The sequence below is a fragment of the Pseudoalteromonas sp. T1lg21 genome, from assembly GCF_002964625.1.
Lineage (GTDB): Bacteria > Pseudomonadota > Gammaproteobacteria > Enterobacterales > Alteromonadaceae > Pseudoalteromonas > Pseudoalteromonas gelatinilytica.
This window is the reverse complement of record NZ_PQBX01000061.1, coordinates 224,096-248,536: the sequence shown is the minus strand read 5'-3', so window position 1 is coordinate 248,536 and position 24,441 is coordinate 224,096. Positions and strand designations below refer to the sequence as shown.

Below are 24,441 nucleotides of genomic sequence, written 5' to 3'. Positions count from 1 at the left end.
TTTGCTTATCAATAACAAACTGATATAACTCTAAGTGCATGTGGTAAAAATAAAAAGGATTTATTCAGTGATAAGATTGGCTTGGCTGTTATGCAGCTTTTTCGCATTTAGTGCATTTGCAGAACCCCAGTGTGTGAACTGTCATCAAAGCCAAGTTGAAGACTGGCAAACCTCCCATCATTTTCATGCTATGGAAAAAGCCACTCCCGCTTCAGTGCTTGGTAATTTCAACGAACAAACCCTCGACTATCAAGGCCAGCAAGCGCGCTTTTATCAACAAGACCAACAACTTTTTATAAGCATGCCAAACCTTGAGGGCAAGCTGACTGCTTACCCTGTTTTATACACATTTGGCTATGAGCCATTGCAGCAATACATGTTTGATATGGGTCAAGGCCACATTCAGCTGTTTCCATTTGCATGGGACTCACGCAGTAAAACAAACGGTGGCCAGCGCTGGTTTGTACTGCATCCTGAGCAGAAAAAACATGACCTATTTCATTGGTCGCAAAAAGGCCAAAACTGGAATCACATGTGTGCCGATTGCCATTCAACGGATTTCAAAAAGCAATTTGATCTTAAAACAAATAGCTTTGATTCAACTTATTCAAGTATTAACGTGAGCTGTAAAGCGTGCCATGGCGATACACAAGCTCATTTAAAATGGGCTGATGGCGATAGCAGTATTGCCGATAAGGGTTTTACGCATAATATTAAAAAGCAAACCCCACTGTTTACTCAACACGCTGATGGCAGTATGCAGAGCGTGCAGCCTCTGGTAAAAAGCGAGCAAGTGCAAGTGTGTGCAACCTGCCACTCACGCCGCTCACAACTCGACGACCGCAAAGACCCTCATAGTTTTTTACAACACTTTCAAGGCTCATTACTGACTCCTGAGCTTTATCACGTTGATGGTCAAGTGTGGGACGAAGATTATGTTTGGGGCTCATTTTTACAAAGTAAAATGTTCAATGCCGGGGTAACATGTAGTAACTGTCATAACCCTCATTCGGGAAAATTAAAGCTGCCGGGTAATCAAACCTGCACGCAATGTCATAGCCAAGAGGTGTTCGATACGCCTAAACATCACGGTCATAAAGTGGCAAGTACAGGCAGCCAATGTGTTGATTGTCATATGCCCACTACTACTTATATGCAAGTTGATGCAAGGCGCGACCACAGCTTTCGGGTACCGCGTCCAGATTTAACATTAAAAACCAATGCCCCAAATGCCTGTAATAGCTGCCATGAAGATAAGACACCGCAGTGGGCGGTTGCCAAAATAAAAGACTGGCATCCTCATTCAAAACACCTTGGCACTGCGCATTTTTCGGAGGCGTTTTATGCTGCCGATAATCGTTTACCTAATGCCTCAACCATGCTGACCAAAATAGTGCAAGATAAAAGCTTTCCTGAGATTATTCGCGCTTCAGCATTAAGCCGCTTAGCAGCAAGCCCAGATAATAATGCTGTCGTTGCGATTGCTCGCTCAGTAAAAGACAGCGAACCATTAAAACGCCAAGCCGCCATTGAAGCGGCTATGCCATTTGATATCAATCAGCGCTGGCGCCTATTAAACCCGCTTTTAGATGATGAACATTTACCCATCAGAGCCGAAGCTGCAAGAGCACTGGCGGCCATGTTAATTCAGCCATTTCCGGCTGGTCTTAATGAACAAGACAGCAAGCGCTTAAATGCAGCCCTTGATGAGTACAAAGGCATTCAGCAATACCAAGCAGAGCGTGGCTATTCCCATACCAATTTAGGCAATTTGGCGCTCACATTACAAAAGCCTGAGCAAGCCAAAGCACATTACCTGCAAGCAATCAGTGTTGAGCCTATTTTTGCTCCTGCTTATGTCAATTTAGCAGATTTATATCGTAATCAAGGTGATGAAAAAGCAGCGCAAACCATCTTAAAACAAGGCTTAGACGTAAATGCAGAAAGCGGCGATATTCATTATGCCCTGGCAATGAGCCTTATTCGCACAAAACAAAAAGACATAGCTCTTAACCATTTACAAAAAGCCGCGCAGTTCGCACAAGAAAATGCAAACTATCAGTATACCTACGCGTTACTGTTACAAGATTTAGGCAATATGCCCGCAGCCATAGCGGCCCTTGAGCGCGCCTTTAATCTAACACCGAATAACCCGGATATTAGCTACAGTTTGGCACAGTGGTATGTGGCACAAGAGAACTACAAACAAGCGCTGTTTTATGCCAGAAACCTCGCCCGCTTGGTACCGGGTAACCAACAAGTTGAGCAGTTTGTGAAACAGCTCGAAATGATGAATAGCATCAATTAATAAGTATTAAAAAAGGGCCTAACAGGCCCTTTTCAACTTAACTTATGGATAATAATTAATGACCATAGTTTAGTGATTTTGCTTTTTCGATTGCTTCATTCACGTTAAGAGACGCTGACTCTTGACGTGGTGGGAACTCTACAAAAGATTGTACATGTTCGTTTAACTTAGCAATAATCGGCTGTAGCAACCAGCTCTTACGCATGATTTGGTGAAATCCTGTTACTCCATCATAGTGCTCTAATGGATCTTTACGTAAGTTAAATAGCTTAGGCATGCTATGAGTTACCATGTCTTCGTAATATAAGCCATTTGGTTTAGTCGCAAAGTGCATTTTCCATGGACCAAAACGCACTGCTGTAAGCTGTGACTCATAGTAATAGAAGAAATAGTTACGCGCAGACTTATCCGCCTTGCCAGTCCAGTAAGCTAGGTTGTTTTCACCATCAATATACACTTTATCTGACTTTTTAAGCTTTTCACGTAAGTTCTTTTCACCTAATGCAGCCGCAATTGTAGGGAAAACATCTTCATGCGATGAAATACCATTTAGCTTTAAGCCTTTTGGTATTTTGTTTGGCCAACGAACTAAGAAAGGCACACGTACGCCGCCTTCCCAAGTTGTCATTTTTTCACCGCGGAATTCAGTTGTACCTGCATCAGGCCAGCTTGATTGCTCAGGACCATTATCACTGGTGTAAATAACAATGGTGTTATCGGCAATTTTTAGCTCATCAAGTTTATCAAGCAGCTTGCCTACATGACCGTCATGTTCAATCAGGCCACTACCAAATACGTCTTCTTCCGAACTAATGCCCGTCGCTAAGTTTCGGCTTTCAGGTTTTAAGTGAGTGTAAACGTGCATACGGCTAGACGCATGCCAAATAAAGAAAGGTTTTTTTGCTTTAACTGCACGTTCCATAAAGTTAAGTGAGCGCTCTAACACTTCTTCGTCAAAAGTTTCCATACGTTTACGAGTAAGTGGGCCAGTATCGATGATTTTGCCGTTGGCGTAAGATTCGATAACACCACGTGGACCAAATTTTTTCACAAACTTAGGATCTTTCGGGTAATCCGCTTGTTCAGGCTCTTCGGATACATTGAGGTGATACAAGTTACCGTAGAATTCATCAAAGCCATGCTTTGTTGGTAAGTGCTCATCTAAATCACCTAAGTGGTTTTTACCAAATTGCGCAGTCATGTAACCGCGATCTTTTAAAAATTCAGCTAGCGTAGGATCGGCTTCTTTAATGCCAAGCGGGTTACCCGGTTGGCCTACCGTTGTTAAGCCTGTTCGAATTGGTAATTGCCCCATTAAAAACGCAGCGCGACCCGCTGTACAACTAGGTTGTGCATAGTGGTCTGTAAACAACGCTCCTTCGTTAGCAATGCGATCAATATTGGGGGTTGGGTAGGTCATACCGTGCGAGTATGCACTGAGTGAGATTGGCGCAACGTCATCAACCATAATGGCTAATACGTTTGGTTTATCTGCTGCTAGGCTTACCGTTGAAACTAAGCCACAAATAGCCGCCGCTATTAGTTTTTTCATAAATCATCCCTTTTCATTAATAGTACTTTTTACTCTAGATGAGCAGCTTTCAGTATAGATTAAAAAACAAACCAGTCTAGTCTCTAAAAGCGGCAAAAACGATTTAAATCAAATTTCCACAAAAATCACACATTTTTATTAAGCCACTGAAAAACAATAGCAAAACAATACTTAAGTGCTTTTTGATTGCCTCGTTTTATTTACTGAGGCTTGTTCGATTTTTGTTCTCGCATTTGTCACTATTTTTATGCTATTTTTATTTCAGAAAGGAATAAATGGATGCCTCTTTAGAGGCTGAAGTCGAGAATTTATTAAGCTAAAAGTATCTAATTTCAACTTATATAAACTAAAAAACATTAATTTTTCAAACTTTTGTGTAAGGAAAACACATGACTTCTCTTCGATTCCCCTCTTTACTAACGCTTATGATTGCAGCTTCGAGCCATGCGGCTGAGAAAAAAGAAGTACAAGACATGTCAGACCCTCTGGCCGTTTATACTCAAGTAGGAGTTGGCGCTACAAATAAAGGGCTCAATTTCAAAGTTGGCCAAGCATACGATACGGGCATAGCAACAACTGCCGGCATGAATGTGATTGAAGTAAAAGGCATATATGGCGATGCGCTAGGCTGGGAGAGCGATAGCAAAACGACGGATTCAATTGACTCATTCCGCTTTCGAAACTTCTCAGTTGACTTAAGCACTATGAGTGCAACACAGATTGATGCCAACTATAACCTAAATGCCAACCTTGTTGCTGACGAAAGTATGGATGTTTCGTATAGCTATATAAAAGCACTAAAACCTATGGGGCGTTTTACCTTTTACCCGTTAGCTGGTGTGGGTGCATCGCTCGGTGAAAATACGTTAGAAGATGATGGTAGTCGTGACAGTGGTTATTCCATTATGGGAGCCTATGGTTTAGTGGGTATGTATGCAAAAATTACTATTAACGATAAAATTTGGCTTAACTACAATCCATTTTGGCTAACAACTATCGGCGGTAGCGATAACTATAAAGACCACTACTACGGTCTAAACCAAAGTCATATTTTGACCCATGAGTTTGCAGCAAGTTATCAAATTAACCCGCGTATGAATCTACGCTATTTCGCAAATTGGAATGAAAACGTTGACTTTATAGATGGTGATCATCGTCTAGAATTTAATTATCAGCTATAAATTAAAATGTGAAATAAAGAATAAACAACAAGGTAAGGGATTAAGTGAAAAAAGTTGTATTAATAACTATGCTTGCAGCAAGTTTGTTAAGCACACAAGGCGTTGCATCAAGTTACGATGAATATGCAATAAAACCTGCAGAGCAGCAATTAAGTAATCAACAGCAAAAAGTTGATGAGCCCATTTCATTTTTACCTATTCCGACTTTTATTACAGAGCCAGCTGTAGGGCCTGGTCTTGGTGTTGTTGGCTTATTTTTTCATGACAACGAAAAGAAAGCCAAAAAGAAGAAAAAAGACGGCTCTACTCTGCCACAAAGTATAAGTTTGGTTGGCCTCATGGGCACTAAAAATGGCACCAAAGGCGGCGCTGTTGGTCATATTACGTTTTGGGATGAGGACCGTATTCGCTATCAAGGGATTGTTGGCTGGGCGAGTATAAACCTTGATTTTTATACCTTCGACGAGATCAAGCTACTCACACCATTATCGTTGAATATTGAAGGTCCGGCGGTGTTTCAAAACCTTAAGTTGCGCTATGACGACAGTAACTTCTTTTACGGCTTCAAACAGATTTATCGTCAAGTAGAAATAAGCTTAGCCGAAAACCCTATCGAAGATTTTCTGCTCGAAAACGATATTATCAAGGACCACCTTTCACTTGATGTAAATACGTCAGGTATTGGCCCATTAATAGAATACGATAGCCGAGATAACCCGCTTAACCCTGAGCGAGGTTTTAATTATAAGGCCGAATATTTATATTATGATGAGGCAATTGGCAGTAAAGTTGATTACACGAGCTTAAAGCTTACCGCCTTAAATTACTGGCGTTACACCGATAAATTCAATTTTGCTCTGCGCATGCAGTATGACTCAGTTAATAACCGAGGAGAGAAACGCTTACCGGTATATATTCCGCCAAGTATTAGCCTTCGCGGTGTGTCTGCAACTCGCTATCAAGGCCTTGATGTATTTGTTACCGAAGCAGAAGCGAGCTATAAAATCACTCACAAAATAAAACTCAATGTGTTTACTGGCATGGGCTGGGCAGCCGATAACTTTTCTGACTTATCAAAAGCTGAAACCATAGACACTGTTGGTGCAGGCTTTCGCTATTTAATTGATGAGCATTACGGAATTAGTATTGGCTTAGATGTAGCCCATGGCCCTGAACAAAACGCAATTTATATTCAGGCGGGGTCTACTTGGTAACTCAAACTAATACTTTTGTTATTAATTTAACAATAATTTAAACCTAAAGATTGAATTAATTTATTTCATTGCTATTATCAATAGCTCATTAAATATTCAGGGATTGAACGGATGCATAAAAAAGTATCAACCAACCATTATCCATTCAAAGATTTTAAACCCCATGGGCTTGTCGAGTTTTATCAACGTGAACATGTGCTTTTAACGACTGCTACAGGGCCTTTCAACGAAGAGATTATTGACGCGCACTCTTTTATGCAAAAAGATTACATCAACAAGCTCAGCGCTGATTATGGTCAATGGTTTGAATTGGTTGAGTTTGAAAACTCATGCATGGCAACACCAGGGGCGCTTGAAAAACTAATGGTGTATTTTGTTGAGCTTCGACGTAAAGGCATCGCACCGGCCAAAACAGCTTTAGTGATAAAAGAAGGGCTTGAAGGCGGTAGTTTGCTTAGCGATACCTACTGCAATTTATATAAACGAGCTGGCATGGTAATGAGTGTATTTAAGTCAAAAACAGCGGCCCTTAACTGGTTAGCAGAAGAGCCTGTGACTGAATTAGCCTGTTAACACACTATTTAATTTAAAAAGTGTTGCTCTTCTTCACGCAAGGTCACTCCCCTTAGGGTCTACCAAGCGCTTAGCTAAAGATACTGCTTAATTACAACTCAGCTATCATTTTAACAAGCGCTTGAGTTGTCCATTCAAGTTCATTGAATTTAATATCAGGTTGATAATAAAAGCCTTTTTCACGTGGTCTATTTACATAAACCTTTATCGGCAGAATGACTTTAGCAAAACCTGAAGGTAAGGTTTCGAGCCTCACTTCCATATAGGTAGAGTCAGTACTACTTGGTGCGCCAACTAATTGTGTGTTTGCAAACAGCTTAAAACTATCCAGTGCATCTAGACAAGCGCTGGCACATTGCCCTGGCACAATCACATAAACGGGTGTAGTAAACTGACTGGCGTTTTTTGGCATTGCTTGTTGCTCTGCTGAGACTATCTCGACATAAAATTGTTCACCCTTATCATAAGCCGCCTGCATACTTTCGTGGGTTGTCTTTAACCATTGATACCAAGGGCTAGCCGTATCATAGCTTGCGACTACATCGCCAAAATAGTCAGTATTGCCTTTAGAAGTTAGCCACCACACTTGGGTATTTTTGTGTAACTTATAGCGGCCATATTTAAATTGTTCACTGCCCCAAAGTGCTGAGGCTATTTGCTCACTCCACATCGATGAGCCACCTTGATTATGGCGAAGATCAAGTACCACAGCTTTAGCTTGCATTAACTTATCATGTTGCTGTTCAATGGCGCTCAGCATCGTTTGGTAATCTGCTTGTTGCTGCTCATTGGGTGCATACGTTGGCATACTGATCCACGCAATATCCTTTAAAGGCCAATTAAGTTCGATTGGTAACTTATCGCCATTGTAAGCATGTTTAAGTTTGCCACTGACATCATCAGGCCTAATACGCCAATTTAACTTTAAGCTGTAAACAGAGCCGTCGGCTTTTTCAAACGTGCAGTGATTAAGCGGCGACAAAAACGGGTTTCCGTCATCAATAGTTAGTCGCCAGCCATGATTCCACCAACTACCGGGTTGCTCAACGTCGCCGTAATAGCGAAAAACACGCTCAACGAGCAAAGTATTAATTGCTGTATTATCACAGCTTACGAGCTTATCACCCTTGGCAACTGTATCTAATTCGCTGTAATACACTTTTAACGCATCACCGCGCCATACAGTCGAAAAGCCCGGCCAACTTCTTTGTGGTTTTGATTCACTTGGTAAGGTATCAATCGCTCCAGCGTGACCATCTTGTAGAACAGTTCTAAATCGTGCAATAGCCGCAGCGAAACCTTGTGAACTATGCGCTTTTACAGCCAGCTTTAAGCCTTCTTGCTTTGCTTTTTCAAGCTGTTTAGCAAAGCCTGGATTACGTACATCATGCATACCAGGGTGATTGATAACCGATAACTGATAAGCCGCTTCAACATCTTTTATAGCAAGTTCAGACCAATTAATTTCAGAGTGAGTGACTGTACGACCCTCATCGGCGCGACATAGATTCACACCAAAAGGGCTAAAGTTTAGAGCTGTAAAGATGAGTGATAAGTAAAGCGTCAAGCGTTTCATAAAAATCCATTTTAAATAATTATTATGTTTAAAAAACACCCTATTTAATCACTAAGGTATTGTTATGGCAATAAAAAGGACTTCACATGTGAATAGATTAAAAAAATTCATCTATCAGGTTTATTTTAATCGTTTGTCGATTTAGAGGGATTACTCTAAAGTTAACCCATCAGCGCTTTTAAGCTAAACAGCTTCACACCATTGAGAGTGTATGCGCTAACCGAATTGTTGTCACAAAAAGTCTAGCTTGTGTGTTCTCTGGGCTTTTTTATATACCGAGTTATTGCGCATGCGGTGACTCAACCAAATTGTTGTCAAAAGCTTAGCTTGTGTGTTCTCTAAGCTTTTTTATTCCGAGTCACGGCACTTGCGGTGACTCTACCATATTGTTGTCAAAAGCTTAGTTTGTGTGTTCTCTAAGCTTTTTTATTCCGAGTCACGGCACTTGCGGTGACTCAACCAAATTGTTGTCAAAAGCTTAGTTTGTGTGTTCTCTAAGCTTTTCTATTCCGAGTCACTGCACTTGCGGTGACTCAACCAAATTGTTGTCAAAAGCTTAGTTTGTGTGTTCTCTAAGCTTTTTTATTCCGAGTCACTGCACTTGCGGTGACTCAACCAAATTGTTGTCAAAAGCTTAGTTTGTGTGTTCTCTAAGCTTTTTTATTCCGAGTCACTGCACTTGCGGTGACTAACCAAATTGTTGTCGAAAAGCCTGGCTTGTGTGTTCGCCGGGCTTTTTTATGCCCGTTATAAAATAACTTGCCAATACGCTACATCAATCCACTGCCCGAACTTTTTACCAACTTGCTTAAAATGCGCGACTTTTTGCATATTATGCTTCTCATGCAAGGCGATACTTGCTTCATTAGGTAATGCAATGCCTGCCATAACAGCATGTACATTTTGCATTTTTAACTGAGTAAACAGAGCGGCGTAAAGTTGGCTGCCAATCCCCTTTGTATGACTATCAGCATCTAAATAAACCGAGATTTCCACTGAGTGTTGGTAAGCTTTTCGTGCTTTCCAAGGTGTTGCATAACAATATCCAATGACATTACCTTCAGCTTCAGCAATCAACCAAGGTAAGTCAGCATCAAGATTAGCCTGTATTCGCTTGGCTATTTCAGTACCTGTGATTGCCTCAACTTCAAATGTCACCGTACTATTAACAACATAGTGATTGTAAATTGCAGCAATGGCATCACTATCTTCAATCCTTACATTTCTGATCATGATTGAAAATTCCTTACTCAACATTAATTAATTGGTTAATTAATAACAGAAAAGTAAGTTTGGAAATACATATACGCAAAAATAAAAACGCCACTAGATGTGGCGTTTGGGTAGTTTCGACAACAATAAGAAATTGCTTTTAAAAGAAGCCCAGTGGATTCTCACTGTAACTTACTAATAGGTTTTTAGTTTGTTGGTAATGATCAAGGGCGAGTTTATGTGTTTCGCGACCTATGCCTGACTTTTTATAGCCGCCAAACGCAGCATGCGCAGGGTACATGTGATAGCAGTTGGTCCAAACACGACCCGCTTCAATCTTACGACCAAAGTGATATGCACGGTTCATATTTCGACTCCACACACCTGCCCCTAAGCCAAACTCTGAGCTATTAGCAAGGGCTAACGCTTCGTCTTCATCTTTAAAAGTCGACATTGAAATAACCGGGCCAAAAATCTCTTCTTGGAACACACGCATGTCGTTAGTGCCTTTTAATAGCGTTGGTTGAATGTAGTAACCGCCATTAAACTCATCAGACAGTTGCTCGACTTCGCCGCCCGCAAGCACTTCGGCTCCTTCTTGTTTACCAATTTCGATGTAGCTTAGGATCTTATCAAACTGAGCTTGTGATGCTTGAGCACCCACCATGGTTTCGGTATCAAGTGGATTACCCCGTTTAATTTGTAGAGTTCGGGCAAGAACACGTTCAATAAATTGCTCGTAAATATCTTCCTGAATAAATAAACGCGATGGGCACGTACACACTTCACCTTGGTTAAAGTACGCAAGTACAGCCCCTTCAATCGCCTTACTCAAAAACTCATCGTCTTTTTCCATGACATCGTTAAAGAAGATATTTGGCGATTTACCACCTAGCTCAACCGTCGAAGGAATAATATTATCAGCAGCACATTTTAAGATATGTGAACCCACTGGCGTTGAACCAGTAAAGGCAATCTTAGCAATTCGAGTACTGGTTGCCAGCGCTTCGCCCGCTTCTTTACCATAGCCATTTACCACATTTAGAACACCTGCAGGCAACAAGTCACCAATCACTTCAAGCAGTACTAATATAGATGCAGGGGTTTGTTCAGCTGGTTTTAAAACAATACAGTTACCCGCAGCAAGGGCTGGTGCAAGTTTCCACGCAGCCATCAACAATGGAAAGTTCCAAGGAATAATTTGCCCTACTACACCTAGTGGCTCATGAAAATGATAGGCCACCGTGGTTTCGTCTATCTCACCGATTGAGCCTTCTTGCGCGCGCACACAACCTGCGAAATAGCGAAAGTGATCAGCCGCGAGTGGCACATCTGCCGCAAGTGTTTCACGAATTGCTTTACCGTTATCCCAGGTTTCGGCCACAGCCAGCATTTCTAGGTTTTGTTCAATGCGATCAGCAATTTTTAATAAAATATTGCTACGCTCTGTGACTGACGTAGTTCCCCATGCCGCTTTTGCATCGTGGGCTTTATCAAGTGCCAGTTCGATATCTTCTTTTGATGAACGAGGAACTTTACAAAACACTTTACCATTTACTGGGCTGATGTTTTCAAAGTACTCTCCCTTTACAGGGGCAACCCATTGGCCACCAATATAATTCTCATACTGCGCTTTAAAGTTAACTTTTGCGCCTTCACTACCTGGATTTGCATAAATCATAATGTGTTCTCTCTTCAAATTGTTGTGTTTTATTTAGCATTGACTAAATTATGCGGTAGGTTATTGTTTAATGAACCGCTAACAGTTGAAGTTAGCTCAGTTACTGAAAACACACTTGATTCCCAGTCCAGACTTTTTGACTATTTGTCCAGAATTTAGGACGACAGCGAGGCAACAATGAACACATCAGTTAGCAATAGAAGTTTAGATAAAAAACGACAACGTATTGATGTGCTTATTGAAAATAAAGTCAGTTTTGCGGGCGAACATGCTGAATTAAGTATTTACGACACCTATTTAGATGCCCAAAAAGTGGCGTTACATTCCACTGAATTATTATTTTGCGGCATGATCAGCGGTAAAAAAATCATGCATGTCGCCGACAGTGATTATCATGAAGAGTTTTTACCAAACCAGTCATTTGTACTTGCCCCAGAGCAAGGGGTGCTAATCGATTTTCCCAATGCATCTCTTAATCAACCAACAACCTGTTTAGCGATTGAAATCAGTACCGACAAAATAAGCCAAGTAGTTGATGCTCTTAATTTTAACCAGAAAATTACCCAAGATGACTTTTTTCAATATCAAGCCAAGTTAGTGCACGCACAGCATAACCTGCAAACTCAACAACTGCTTGAGCGGATGATCTCCCTGTTTAGCGAAAATGAGCAACACCGTGATTACTTAATTGATTTATCACTTAATGAACTCATAACCCGCCTGTTACAGCAGCAAAGCCGAGATTTAATGATTGCAAGTTGTAAGCAAGGCAAGCTCACAACCCCATTAAGCCATGTAATTAGTTATATAGAACAGCATCTTGCAGAGAATATTGATATTGATGTGTTATGCAAGATAGCCTGTATGAGCCGCAGTAAATTTTATCAGCAATTTAAGCTGGCATTTGGTGTTACGCCCGCTCTTTGGCAACAGCAATTACGCTTACAAAAAGCGTATAAACTGCTCGAAAAAGGCGAGGCAATTAGCCAAGTTTGTTACCAATTAGGCTTTAATAACCCAAGCCATTTTAGCCGTGTATTTAAACAAGCCTTTGGCGCAACCCCAAAGAGTATCGCTAATCATTAAGTTCTGGATTGCGATGAGAATAAACGCGATAGGTTAAGGCTAGTAGAATACAAATAGCACTTGGCACATAAAGCGCCGCAAAGGTCATTTTTGCAAATAACCACGCCCCTGCTAAGCCACCAAATATAAAGCCAATAATGATTAGGCCGAACAGTTTAGCCTTACGTTTATCAAGCGCCTCGCCACGTAAAACCCGACCAAACATAATACCTAAATCAGTAAAAATACCCGTTACATGGGTTGTACGCACAATTGCACCACTGTAAGTTGTTGCCATGGCGTTTTGTAATCCACATGCCGCAGACGCTAAAAAGTGCCCGTAGCCAGAGCCATTAAACAATAGCCAAAGTGCGCCCAGTAAAAGCCCTGCTTCAATGAATAATGCAGTGTCGTAATGACGACCTAGTTTAAGTGCTGAACTATGTAGCAAAAAACCAGCAATACCAGACCCAACTAAAAATGACAGTAATACGCCTAATAAATGCAAAGCATCAAGGCTATTACCATGTATAAGATCTGCGCCAAGCAAGGTGGCAGTTCCCGATAAATGCGATACCGCTTGATGTTCAAAGCTAAGTAAACCAACTGCATTCACACACCCAGCCACCAGCGCCAAAATAAATGCGCCAATCTCAACCCATTTTGGTAACTTAGAAATCACTCGCTACTCGCCTTTTTCTCACACTCGTACTCATTCTTTTATGGTACGCCTATTTTTATGACTAAAAACACTTTTTTTCGACTCTTTATATGGTAATTTACAATTAAGTAAATCGATTAAGAACCTACAATGACAAAGCCAAAAAGTTGGACGCTGAAAAGTATTGCCCAAGAGTTAGGTGTTTCAAATGCCACCGTATCAAATGCGTTTAACCGCCCTGATCAATTATCGAAAGCACGCCGCGAAGAAATTTTGGCTGCCTGTAAAAAGCTCGGCTACTTTGGCCCTAACAAGGCGGCGCAATCATTACGCCGAGGCACCTTTAATATTGTTGCTCTAGTGCTACCAGACAGCGTTGAATATATGGTATCAGATCCAGTTGCTAGCAGTTTTATGCGCGGTGTATCAGCAGTGCTCGAAAAAAATGGTATTAACCTTTTATTATTTTCTGGTAACAGCGATAACCTTAATAGCGTGGTCGATTTTGTTGATGGCTTTATTTGTTATGGTCGCCCTCGTAACAAGCAACTTGTGGAACAATTAAAACAGGTCGCAAAACATGTGGTAACGGTTGATTTTAATATCGGTCGCGATGCCTCAGTAAACGTAAACAACCAACAAGCCAGCTTTGATATTGCCAAACATGCACTGCACAAAAGTGATGATCGGGTTGCTATTTTAGGCCTACGCTTACTCGATAACGACGTATTATGCCGAGTATACGAACATCATGAGTTTGAAGCCGGTCAGTCGATTGCTCATCAACGACTGCGCGGTTATCACCAAGCAATCAGCGATGCTGGCATCACCCTGGGTGATGATAGGACATGGAATATTCCTGAAAGCAGCGAGCGCTTTGCAAGCATTGCCGCCAAAGAAGCACTTAGCAGCACACCAAGACCAAACGTGTTGTTGTGCATGAGTGATTTAATCGCCCTTGCCGCCATGCGCGAAGCATTAAAAATGGGCTTATCTATTCCTGAAGATGTCAGGATTGTTGGCTTTGATGGCATCGATGAAGGCCAACGATTTGTGCCAAAACTCACCACTGTCCATCAAAATAGTGAAGAAAAAGGCCGCATTGCTGCGACCTTGTTTCTATCGAAAGAGCAGCAAACAGCCGAAATCGACTATCAACTGCAATTGGGTCAAAGTAGTTAAGCTAAAAAGTCAGCCAAATCAACAATGCGTTGTTCGCCTTCACGGTGATCAACAATGATCACTTCACGGCTAGCAAAATCAACTTTTAACTCGATTGAGCTGGTATCATCATGCCAGCTTAAACGACACACACTGCCTTCACCTTTTGCAATAAACTCACCGTTAAATGCTGGGTGCTCATTACGTAATTGAATCAGCTTGATCAAACCTTTCACCACAGGTTTAGCAAGTGCAGCATCAATGTCTTGCGCATTTAAGTAAGGGCGATTGATATCACGACCTACATTGGTACGAGCCAATAATTCCATATCGTTTTCACAAGCAAACAGGCCACCATAATAAACTTGTGGAATACCTGGCGCGAAGAACTGAATCGCACGCGCTAATAAATAATCGAAGTCATCTGCGCCTAAAGCATTGTAATATGTGCAGTTTACTTGATATAAATCGACATTACTTGCTGCTGCACCAGTTGCTAGGCGGCTTTGCCCTTCACTCTTTTCATGAATGGTTTCAACCAAGTTATCAATTTGCGCTGCGTTTAATAGACCCGGTTTATCACCCATTGGGCCTGCGTCAATGATGCCAATGCCATCATGGGTATCGAGAACCGTTAAACAGTTACGCGGCGAAATGGTTAGCCAATTCAGTAATGCTTGCGCATCATTGCTAAACAAACTGTGTAAAATGAGGGGTGGTAAAGCAAAGTCATAAACCATATTTACACGTTTTGCGACTTCAACCTGAGTTTGAAAATGGCTATGGATCTCGGCAATGGTTTCCATACCCGCTTCATTTGCTTGCGCCGAAAGCTTATTTAAATACTCAAAAGTTTCATCCAGCATAAAGCAGTTTGTGCCAGCTTCTTTAATCGCATAACCCGCCGCATCTAAACGAATAATATTGACATTATTATCAGCAAATTTGCCAAGCACCGTATTTAAATACTCGATACCCGCCGTTGATTTCACATTAATATCAATTTGGTTATCGGTAAATGTGGTCCAAAAATCATAGGTTTGGCCATCACCACAGGCAATTGGTGTAAAACAACTACCTGGACGCGGACGATAAATCGCTTGTTGCTCAGCCTCAGACATGCCATTTGGGAATACATCGTCTTTGGTTAAAAATAAATCCCAAAATTCAGATTGCTTGCCTTTAGCGAGTACATCTTTAAATTGGAAAGACTGTGCAGAAACATGGTTAACAATTAAGTCAGCCATTAAGTCATAGTTTGCACCAAGCACGTTAATGTCGTCCCAGCTACCAAGGCGCGAGTCGACTTCACTATGATCAATAGGATCAAAGCCAGCATCACTGCCATCAATCGGATTATAAAATGGCAACAAATGTACACCTGCAAACACATTGTTAAGTGGGCCATTTAATAAATTACTTAATTCATCAATACCTTGACCAGTAATGCGGTCTGCGTAGGTGATTAATTGCACTTTATTGTTGATCATAATTGTTAATACCAAGTTGAAACTTAATCGATTAAGATATATCTTTAACCACGACAGCAAATTATTCAAGCAGTTTTTATAGTTTTTATACACTAATATACATAGTAAAGGCGCAGACCTTTCGGTGGGGAAACAACAATGAGTAGAACACACGACCCTTTGCAAACCATTAGATGGCTGACATACATGATGTTTTTTATGTTTGCGATGACCTCTGATGCAGTTGGTATGATCATACCTGAGCTTATCAATGAATTTAATTTAACTATGACCCAAGCCAGTGCCTTTCATTATGCACCGATGGCTTTAATTGCTTTTAGCGGCCTGTTTTTAGGCTTTTTAGCCGACAGTTTTGGTCGCAAACAAACCATCATGCTAGGACTTGGCATCTTCGCTATTTGTTGTTTCCTGTTCTCAGTTAGCAGTAGTTTTAGCATATTTGTAGTGCTGCTTAGCTGTATTGGTCTTGCAATTGGCTTATTTAAAACTGGCGCCTTGGCACTGTTAGGTGATATTTCTAAAAACAATTTAGAGCACACAAAAACCATGAATTTGGTCGAAGGTTTCTTTGGTGTTGGCGCCATTGTAGGCCCTGCCCTTGTCAGTTTTTTAATCACCCAACAGGTTAGCTGGACCTACCTTTACGTTATCGCTGGGGTTTTATGTTTAATTTTAACCTTAATTGCTTGGCGTGCAGATTATCCAAAACCTAAAAAGCTTGAAGAGCACGCAAAACCGGCCTCTCTTGCAACCACCATGAGTATGATGAAAAACCCATATGCACTGGGCTTTTCGTTAGCGATTGCTCTTTATGTTGCAACCGAAGTGGCAATATACGTTTGGATGCCTACTCTACTTGGCGATTACAACGGCCCGTGGCAATTGCTAGCAACCTATGCACTGACTTTATTTTTCATTTTACGCGCTGCTGGGCGGTTCTTAGCGGTGTGGCTGTTAAACCACTTAAGCTGGCAAGCGGCAATGCTGTATTTAAGCTTAGGAATTGCGCTGTGTTATTTAGGTTTAATCTTCGGCGGTGTTGATTGGGCGGTATTCTTACTCCCTTTATCTGGGCTATTCATGTCGATGATCTACCCCACTTTAAACTCAAAGGGTATTTCTTGCTTTGCGGTGCAGCAGCACGGTGCTGTTGCTGGGGTTATTTTGTTTTTTACCGCCCTTTCGGCTGCTGCAGGCCCATTATTAATGGGTGTGATCAGCGACTACTTTGGCCACATTCGTTACGGCTTTTATCTCGCAACAGGTTTCGCATGTTTACTGTTTTTAGCCATGCTATATAACTACTTACGTAACCCTGCTGAGCAAGCTTTAGCGCAGCACAGTGCATTAAGCCACTAATTAAAAATCGTTAAAAATCAATTATCGAACATAAATTGTGCAAGTTTTTCACTAAAAAGACTTGCACTGTGTAAAATTATTGTTATCTTTACTTAATCGATTAAGATAGCAATTTAGACAACAAACCATCTGGGATTGAGACGAGGCACATTATGACAACACACAAACATGCCCTTTACACATTAAGCGCGCTTGCATTAGCAGTAAGCCAAAACTTACACGCAGAAGAACAAGCACAACCTGAGGCTAAAAAAAGCGGCCTTGAAACAATCGTTGTAACCGGTGTACCACGCCGTACAACCATCATGGCATCGAGTTCTTCGGTTAGCAGTGTGACATTAGCTGAAATTGAAGTATCAACACCACGTTCTACCGCAGAAGCATTCAGAACAATCCCGGGTGTACGCTCAGAGTCGACGGGCGGTGAAGGTAATGCGAATATCGCGGTACGTGGTTTACCGGTTGCATCGGGCGGTGCTAAATTCTTGCAACTGCAAGAAGATGGCTTACCTGTTATGCAGTTTGGCGATATTGCCTTTGGTAACGCAGATATCTTCATGCGCTTAGATTCAACAGTACAAAGTGTTGAATCAATCCGTGGTGGCTCAGCGTCGACAGCAGCAAGTGATGCCCCAGGTGGTATTATCAACTTTATTTCAAAAACGGGTGAGAACGAGTCAGGTAGTGTATCAACCACTGTTGGCCTTGATTATGACTCAATTCGTACAGACTTTGAGTATGGTACTTACCTAAACGACAGTGTGCGCTATCACATTGGCGGCTTTGTTCGCCAAGGCGAAGGCCCGCGTGAAACTGGTTATACATCTAATAAAGGTGGCCAAATTAAGGCAAACCTAACCAAAGAGTTTGATGCCGGTTATGTACGTGTGTACTTTAAACACCTCGATGATAAAAGCGTAGGTTACCTACCTATGCCTATGTATTCAAATGGCGACTCAATCCCAGGGTTTGATTCACAATCAGATACGCCGCATTCAGCACTTTTCACACAAACGCTGCGTTTAAATGGTGATAACCAAATCAGCACGGGCGATATGACCGATGGTATGAACCCAGTTGTTACCTCGGTAGGTTTTGAAGCAGCATTTGATTTAGAAAACGACTGGCGTATCGAAAACCGCTTTAGAACATCATCAGTAAGCGGTAACTTTATTTCTCTTATTCCTGCAGAAGTTGCATCTGCAAGCTCTATCGCTTCTAGTATTGCTGGTGATGGTGCATCACTTGTATATGCCAATGGCGGTTCAGCAGGCGAAGCCTATGGCGATGACGATTTAGCAATGCGTATTCACACATTCGATGTAACGCTAAATGACATGGGTTCAATTGTTAATGACCTTAAATTAACTAAGTCGTTCTCTGATGACACCAGTGTAACCTTTGGTTACTTTGCATCAAGCCAATCAATCGATATGTCGTGGCTTTGGAACTCATATGTTATGGAGCTTAAAGGCGACAACGCTGCATTACTTGACGTTTACGCTGCAAATGGCGACAGCTACTCAGATAATGGCTTGTACGCTTATGGCACACCTTACTGGGGTAACTGCTGTCAACGTAACTACGATACTGAATACGAAACACGCGCACCTTACATTAACTTAGCCACTAAGTTTGGCGATTTAAGCATTGATGCAAGTGCTCGTTATGATTCAGGTGAAGCACGCGGTAACTACGCAGGTGCAGTAACATCGACTATTGATATGAATGGCGACGGTACTATCTCAATTCCTGAGCAAAGTGTTGTTGGTATTGATAACGCGAACCCAAGCATTGTTAACTACGACTGGCACTACAGCTCATACTCAATTGGTGCGAACTACCAAATTGATCCAAGCTTTGCGACATTTGCCCGCTTAAGTAAAGGCGGCCGCGCAAATGCAGACCGCTTACTATTCGGTAAAGTAGAAGCTGACGGCTCAGTTGCCGAAGCGGATGCAATTGATGAAGTAAACCAATACGAAATCGGTGTGAAAAAACGTTTTGATTCGCTATCAGTTTTTGCTACAGCGTTCTACGCAGAAACTGAAGAGCAAAACTTTGAAGCAACATCACAAAAATTCTTCGACCGCGAGTACGAAGCAAAAGGTATTGAGGTTGAATCAACCTACTACGTTGGTGATTGGGATTTCCGTGGTAACTTTACTTGGACAGACGCAGAAATTGCTAAGATGCGTTATCGCCAGAGTTAGTCGGTAATACACCACGTCGTCAAGCTGACCTAATCTACTCACTAATGGCAACTTACAACTTTGACAAAGGTGCTGCTGGTCTTAGCTTTATTGGTACAACGGATGCTTACGCACAAGACAGTAACGACCTTAAATTTGATGGCTATACACAAGTGAATGGCTTTGTAAGTTACAACCTGTCTGAAAACTTAAGTCTTTCGCTTAACGTGAACAACCTGTTCGACACTGTGGGTATCACAGAAGCAGAAGAAGGCTCAGTACCAGATAACGACATTATCCGTGCCCGTACTATTAACGGCCGTACCACGTCGCTTACGTTAAAATATTCTTTCTTTTAACTCTCCTCCCTCGTTTTAGCCCAGTATTTACTGGGCTTTTTCGGCTTTAATAACCAATTTTTTCAACTACACTTAATCATATAGTCGTAATTACCCTCTTTCTAATAAAAAACACTGATAATAAGTTAATACTTTGATCTATAATCAGGATTGGTATAAGTCTTAACCATATAAATTAGGAACATACATGTTTGTCTCTAGCAAAAGCCACTCTTTACTCCAAGATCAATACAACGCGCTATTAGCTGAAGTTGAGGCACTTAAAGCCGACAATCACGTATTACGTGACGAAAACGAACGCTTAGAAGCAAAATTACATCAGCAAGCTGATGATGCAGACCAACTGTTCCTTGCCAACTTATTGAATAGTTCGATTGAATGTATCACGCAAATTGAGGGCGTACGCCAAACTGTACTCGACTCATACCTTGTTATCGAAGAAGAAAGCCAAGTTACTTTACAAATAAGCCAACTATTAAACGACTCAAATAACGCCCTGCAACATATTGTCAGTGAAATGGCGAGTATGGCAGGCAAAATGGGCAGCATGACCAGTAACATTACGGGTCTTTCTGATATGGCGGATAGCATCAATACCTTTGTATCAACCATTTCTAAAATTTCTGATCAAACCAACTTACTTGCGCTTAACGCAGCAATTGAAGCTGCCCGTGCTGGTGAGGCTGGTCGTGGCTTTAGCGTTGTTGCCGACGAAGTGCGTACGCTTGCAACCAACACCAATAAATCAGCACAAGAAGTGTCTGATCTAGTAAAAGAGATCATCAACAAAACCAGCGAAACGGTGAACTCAGTTGAAGATATCCAGCAAAATAATACTCAGCTTTCAACAAGTTTTGATACGCTGAACAATGACTATGGTTCAATCATGAGTCACTGTGACTCGATGAAAGAAACCATTATTAATGCTGCTACGCGCTCATTCGTGCAAACCGTAAAACTAGATCACATCGTTTGGAAAGGTGAAGTCTATGCGGTTGCTAATGGCACAAGTAACAAGTCGATTGATGACTTTTCGGATCACACCATGTGCCGATTGGGCAAATGGTATAATTCAGAGCAATCAAGTAGCTTCAAACAGCACAATGCTTATCGTCAATTAGAAGAGCCTCATCGTGAAGTTCATCGCAATGGTGTTGAAGCATTAGTCATGCTGCAAACTGGCAATAAAGACGCAGCGATTAATCACATTAATAAGATGGAAGCAGCCAGTGAACGAGTCATGCATTTACTGGATCAAATCGCCAATGGCTAATGCCTAATTACTAAAAATAATAAAACCGAGCTCCGATGCTCGGTTTTTTATCAAGTTACTCAACTAAGCCTTCTTGCAGTACTGGCATAACAGTTTCTTGCTGCTCTTGGCGCTTCACATAACTAAACAACATTAAGCATCCAAGGGCTAAACTTGCAGCTAGCATAGAGCCAAGGGTTGCAAACCTAAAACTATAAAACTGTGCAACAACCCCTGTTGCCCCAGCCCCGCACATAACACCCAGTTTAATGGCGTTCGTGTAAAACGCTGAGGTAAACCCTATTCGTTCGGGGAGCTGATCTTGTAATACGGTTAAGCCAATGCCCGCAAAAATACCGTAAAACAGCCCATTTAAAACTTGCAACGCGATTAAATGCCATACTTGAGTGGCAAAAAACACCCCTAAATAAAATACAATGGCACAACAAAATGCCACCGCAAGCATCGCAACTTTACTGTATTTTCTAGCAAGCTTTGCCCCATACAGCATGATAGGAATTTCTAACAGTGCCACCACACCCATAAACAGCCCCGGTGTATGTTCAGCAAATCCTAGTTCAGTAATGCTATAAAGCGGCAGTGCCGATGAATACATAATATTGCCCGTTGAACCAAGCATAATAGCTAAGCCCAACAACCAAAATGATAAACTCGCTGCGGCTGCAGGCTCTCTGCCATGTTGTGATTTTTTAGCGCTGTAGTCAGGAATAAACTTAAATGAGAAGATTAGCGCAACCAAGGCACACACCGCAGCAAAGTAAAACGAGCGGCTAAACTCGCCTCCAGCGGCTAACAAATAACCAAGCGGCGGGCCGCCCACCCAAGCAAAGGAAATAGCAGCACGTAAACGCGAATTAAAACTAGTAATGTCGATGTTCTGCTGACGCCCAGCCCATTGTCTTGCCACGGTCATCATTTGCGGAATTGCTGCATTGCCCATCGCAAGAAACAACACGCCTGCGAGCAAGACTTGCCAAAATGCAGTGGCATTCGCAAAGGTCACTAACGCACACACCATACCTGATACAGCCACCATAAATAACTTTCGCGCACTGGTGCCTTTATCTGCCATGCCACCTAACCACTGACTAATAACTAAGCCAGTAATGGTGACCGCCACCATATAAACACCTAAATACACGGGCGGTGTTTGCAGCCCTTCGACAATGAATAAGCTCATCAATGGGTTAACAAATGCTCCCATTAACCCAGTTAGCATACTTAGAAGAATAAAAATTACACCATGCTGTTTCAGCAATGCTTTCACTCGCAACCCCACATTAATACGACACGTGAACAGATATTTAAAGGGCGCAAATTATACACAGTTTTAGCGAAGACTTCATTTTGTAATACAAATTAAATTAAGCTCATAAACGATAGTTACAACCTATCACAATGATAGAAACAATCAGTTTTACCAAATCAAAACACCTTCATATAATGGCTGCAACAAAACGCCAATGCCATGGCGACTTATGAAGAGGTTTATTATGAAATTTAATCGCACACTGACTTTAAGCACACTTGCTCTTGCAATCAGCCTTCCGGCATCCGCTGCTACACTTACCAAAGACAATGGTGCAGCTGTGGGTGATAACCAAAACTCTATTACAGCTGGCCCGCGTGGCAGCGTTTTACTTGAAGACGTTCATCTAATTCAAAAACTGCAACGTTTTGCTCGCGAACGAATTCCTGAGCGTGTTGTTCATGCGCGTGGTACAGGTGCACATGGTGTGTTTGTTGCGAGTAAAAATCTTGAAGACCTAACCATTGCTGCGCCATTTGCACAAGCAGGCAAAGAAACAGAGGTATTCGTTCGTTTTTCATCGGTTATTCACGGTAAAGGTAGCCCTGAAACTCTACGTGACCCACGCGGTTTTGCTACTAAATTTTATACAGATCAAGGTAACTGGGACTTAGTGGGTAACAACTTACCGGTATTCTTTATTCGTGATGCGATTAAATTTCCAGATATGGTGCATTCATTAAAACCATCTCCGGTTGATAACATTCAAGATCCAAATCGCTTTTTTGATTTTTTCTCACATGAACCAGGTTCAACACATATGCTGACATGGGTTTATAGTGACCATGGAACACCAGCAAGCCTGCGTAAAATGGATGGCTTTGGGGTGCATTCTTATAAAATGGTCAACAAAGACGGTGACGTAAAATACGTAAAATTTCATTGGCTTAGCCAGCAAGGCATTGAAAACTTAAATGCTAAGCAAGTTGCTGAAGTACAAGGTAAAGATTTTCAGCATTTAACCCGTGATCTGTACCAAGAAATCAATAACGGTAATTTCCCGAAATGGGATTTATATATCAAAGTATTAGACCCATCTGAACTGGATGACTTTGATTACAACCCGTTAGATGCAACAAAAATGTGGTTAGGTGTTAAAGAGACCAAAGTAGGTACCATGACACTAAACCGTATGCCGGGCAACTTCTTCCAAGCAACAGAACAAGTCGCTATGGCCCCTGCGAATATCATTCCGGGTATTGAACCATCAGAAGATCGTTTATTACAAGGTCGTGTGTTTTCATATGCCGACACCCAAATGTATCGCCTAGGTGCAAACCACCAGCAGTTGCCAATTAACCGCGCCAAAGTAGAAGTGGTTAATTACAACCAAGACGGTGCGATGAACTTTGGCCATACTACTAGCAATGTGAACTATCAGCCAAGCCATGAAAACGTGCAAGAAAACCCAATTGCTCGTAAGGCACAAACTAAGCTGGCTGGCTATGTTCAACAAGCAGCGATTAAAAAACAGCAAAACTTTGCTCAAGCTGGCGTGTTATATCAAAGCTTTACTAAACAACAGCGTACTAACCTGATCAACAACTTAGCGGGTGATTTAGGGAAGGTAAAAGATAGCAAGGTAAAGCACATTATGCTCAGCCACTTTTACAAAGCAGACAGCGAATACGGTACGCGCTTAACCAAAGCCGTCGGCGGTAACCTAGCAACCGTGAAAAAACTAGCAAGCTCACTTTAATTCACTCTCCCAACCTTGATGAGGAAGGCATACCCTTCCTCTTTTTTAGGAGTTAACTATGCGTATTTTTGCTTTTCTACTGCTGAGCCTTTTATTAACAAGCAACCCAGTAAATGCTGAACAGCAAACCGATTCACAAACACAGTATCAAACCTTACTTGCCTATTATTTTGCTGCTGCGCGAACCGCAGAGAACGACATCATTGAACAATTTGTTGAGGCCGGATTACCAATCAACAGTGTTAATGAGAAAGGCTATACCGCGCTGATGATTGCCACTTACCATGGTCACAAACAAACGGTAAACCAACTGTTAGCATTAGGCGCCAATGCTTGCCTTGAAGATAAACGCGGCAACACCGCATTGATGGCCGCAATTTTTAGAGGTGAATTTAGCATCGCTAAAACGTTAATGAAACAAGACTGTGACACAGAGCATGCGAATAAAGCAGGGCAAACCGCCGAAGCATTTGCAGCACAATTTGGTCAACAGCATGTACTCGCTTTACTTACGCAATATAAGAAAGCGAAACAATAAAAAAAGCCCAGTGGGGAAACTGGGCTTTGAGCAGTGAA

17 protein-coding genes and 1 pseudogene are annotated in these 24,441 nt (G+C 41.7%); 11 read left to right on the top strand and 7 right to left on the bottom strand.

Features of this window, described 5'->3' with window-relative positions; all coding sequences use genetic code 11:
• Nucleotides 1–67 precede the first annotated feature (67 nt).
• Nucleotides 68–2,308 carry a CDC27 family protein gene (locus C2M25_RS17825; protein ID WP_234003605.1) on the top strand — a complete coding sequence of 747 codons (2,241 nt, stop codon included), beginning with the start codon at nucleotides 68–70 and terminating at the stop codon, nucleotides 2,306–2,308.
• A 55-nt stretch (nucleotides 2,309–2,363) separates the two neighbouring features.
• Here C2M25_RS17825 and C2M25_RS17820 read toward each other — a convergent pair whose 3' ends face one another.
• Nucleotides 2,364–3,860, bottom strand: a complete 1,497-nt coding sequence (locus tag C2M25_RS17820) for an arylsulfatase (RefSeq protein ID WP_063701256.1) — start codon at nucleotides 3,858–3,860, stop codon at nucleotides 2,364–2,366.
• 389 nt (nucleotides 3,861–4,249) lie between these two features.
• On the opposite strand from C2M25_RS17820, the gene C2M25_RS17815 reads away from it, so the two are divergent.
• The 3 genes from C2M25_RS17815 to C2M25_RS17805 all read left to right on the top strand — a co-directional run bounded on the left by C2M25_RS17815 (nucleotide 4,250) and on the right by C2M25_RS17805 (nucleotide 6,828).
• Complete coding sequence (locus tag C2M25_RS17815) at nucleotides 4,250–5,041, top strand: hypothetical protein (protein WP_063701259.1); 792 nt, start codon at nucleotides 4,250–4,252, stop codon at nucleotides 5,039–5,041.
• A gap of 44 nt (nucleotides 5,042–5,085) precedes the next feature.
• Nucleotides 5,086–6,255, top strand: coding sequence for a BamA/TamA family outer membrane protein (locus tag C2M25_RS17810; protein ID WP_233999077.1), 1,170 nt, complete (start codon nucleotides 5,086–5,088; stop codon nucleotides 6,253–6,255).
• Nucleotides 6,256–6,366: 111 nt separating this feature from the next.
• A complete protein-coding gene (locus C2M25_RS17805; RefSeq protein ID WP_063529935.1) occupies nucleotides 6,367–6,828 on the top strand; it encodes a hypothetical protein in 462 nt (153 codons plus the stop codon).
• A 91-nt stretch (nucleotides 6,829–6,919) separates the two neighbouring features.
• On the opposite strand, the gene C2M25_RS17800 is transcribed toward C2M25_RS17805, so the two are convergent.
• The 3 genes from C2M25_RS17800 to exaC form a co-directional block, all read right to left on the bottom strand.
• Nucleotides 6,920–8,404, bottom strand: coding sequence for a S41 family peptidase (locus C2M25_RS17800; protein ID WP_105181762.1), 1,485 nt, complete (start codon nucleotides 8,402–8,404; stop codon nucleotides 6,920–6,922).
• Nucleotides 8,405–9,151: 747 nt separating this feature from the next.
• Nucleotides 9,152–9,637, bottom strand: a complete 486-nt coding sequence (locus C2M25_RS17795; protein WP_105181761.1) for an arsinothricin resistance N-acetyltransferase ArsN1 family B — start codon at nucleotides 9,635–9,637, stop codon at nucleotides 9,152–9,154.
• A gap of 139 nt (nucleotides 9,638–9,776) precedes the next feature.
• Nucleotides 9,777–11,297 (bottom strand): acetaldehyde dehydrogenase ExaC, encoded by a 1,521-nt coding sequence (gene exaC / locus C2M25_RS17790; RefSeq protein ID WP_063701273.1) that lies wholly within the window; start codon nucleotides 11,295–11,297, stop codon nucleotides 9,777–9,779.
• Nucleotides 11,298–11,474: 177 nt separating this feature from the next.
• Between exaC and C2M25_RS17785 the strand changes: the two genes are divergently transcribed.
• A complete protein-coding gene (locus C2M25_RS17785; protein ID WP_063701276.1) occupies nucleotides 11,475–12,383 on the top strand; it encodes an AraC family transcriptional regulator in 909 nt (302 codons plus the stop codon).
• On the opposite strand, the gene C2M25_RS17780 is transcribed toward C2M25_RS17785, so the two are convergent.
• On the bottom strand, nucleotides 12,373–13,044 hold the full coding sequence (locus C2M25_RS17780) for a YoaK family protein (protein WP_105181760.1): 672 nt from the start codon (nucleotides 13,042–13,044) through the stop codon (nucleotides 12,373–12,375). The two genes, C2M25_RS17785 and C2M25_RS17780, sit on opposite strands and share 11 nt — an antisense overlap.
• Nucleotides 13,045–13,173: 129 nt before the next feature.
• Between C2M25_RS17780 and C2M25_RS17775 the strand changes: the two genes are divergently transcribed.
• Nucleotides 13,174–14,205, top strand: coding sequence for a LacI family DNA-binding transcriptional regulator (locus C2M25_RS17775; RefSeq protein ID WP_063701281.1), 1,032 nt, complete (start codon nucleotides 13,174–13,176; stop codon nucleotides 14,203–14,205).
• On the opposite strand, the gene gtfA is transcribed toward C2M25_RS17775, so the two are convergent.
• Nucleotides 14,202–15,674 carry a sucrose phosphorylase gene (gtfA, locus tag C2M25_RS17770; protein WP_105181759.1) on the bottom strand — a complete coding sequence of 491 codons (1,473 nt, stop codon included), beginning with the start codon at nucleotides 15,672–15,674 and terminating at the stop codon, nucleotides 14,202–14,204. The two genes, C2M25_RS17775 and gtfA, sit on opposite strands and share 4 nt — an antisense overlap.
• 138 nt (nucleotides 15,675–15,812) lie before the next feature.
• Here gtfA and C2M25_RS17765 point away from each other — a divergent pair, with 138 nt between their 5' ends.
• The 3 genes and pseudogenes from C2M25_RS17765 (at nucleotide 15,813) to C2M25_RS17755 (ending at nucleotide 20,857) form a co-directional block, all read left to right on the top strand.
• On the top strand, nucleotides 15,813–17,033 hold the full coding sequence (locus C2M25_RS17765; RefSeq protein WP_105181758.1) for an MFS transporter: 1,221 nt from the start codon (nucleotides 15,813–15,815) through the stop codon (nucleotides 17,031–17,033).
• Between the two features lie 152 nt (nucleotides 17,034–17,185).
• A pseudogene (locus C2M25_RS17760) lies at nucleotides 17,186–19,584 on the top strand (TonB-dependent siderophore receptor).
• Between the two features lie 187 nt (nucleotides 19,585–19,771).
• Nucleotides 19,772–20,857, top strand: coding sequence for a methyl-accepting chemotaxis protein (locus C2M25_RS17755; protein ID WP_105181757.1), 1,086 nt, complete (start codon nucleotides 19,772–19,774; stop codon nucleotides 20,855–20,857).
• 55 nt (nucleotides 20,858–20,912) lie between these two features.
• On the opposite strand, the gene C2M25_RS17750 is transcribed toward C2M25_RS17755, so the two are convergent.
• A complete protein-coding gene (locus tag C2M25_RS17750) occupies nucleotides 20,913–22,124 on the bottom strand; it encodes a sugar efflux transporter (protein ID WP_234003604.1) in 1,212 nt (403 codons plus the stop codon).
• Between the two features lie 226 nt (nucleotides 22,125–22,350).
• On the opposite strand from C2M25_RS17750, the gene C2M25_RS17745 reads away from it, so the two are divergent.
• Entirely contained in the window at nucleotides 22,351–23,865 is a 1,515-nt protein-coding gene (locus C2M25_RS17745; RefSeq protein WP_105181756.1) for a catalase, read from the top strand.
• Between the two features lie 58 nt (nucleotides 23,866–23,923).
• Nucleotides 23,924–24,403, top strand: a complete 480-nt coding sequence (locus C2M25_RS17740; RefSeq protein ID WP_105181755.1) for an ankyrin repeat domain-containing protein — start codon at nucleotides 23,924–23,926, stop codon at nucleotides 24,401–24,403.
• The last annotated feature ends 38 nt before the right edge of the window (nucleotides 24,404–24,441 follow it).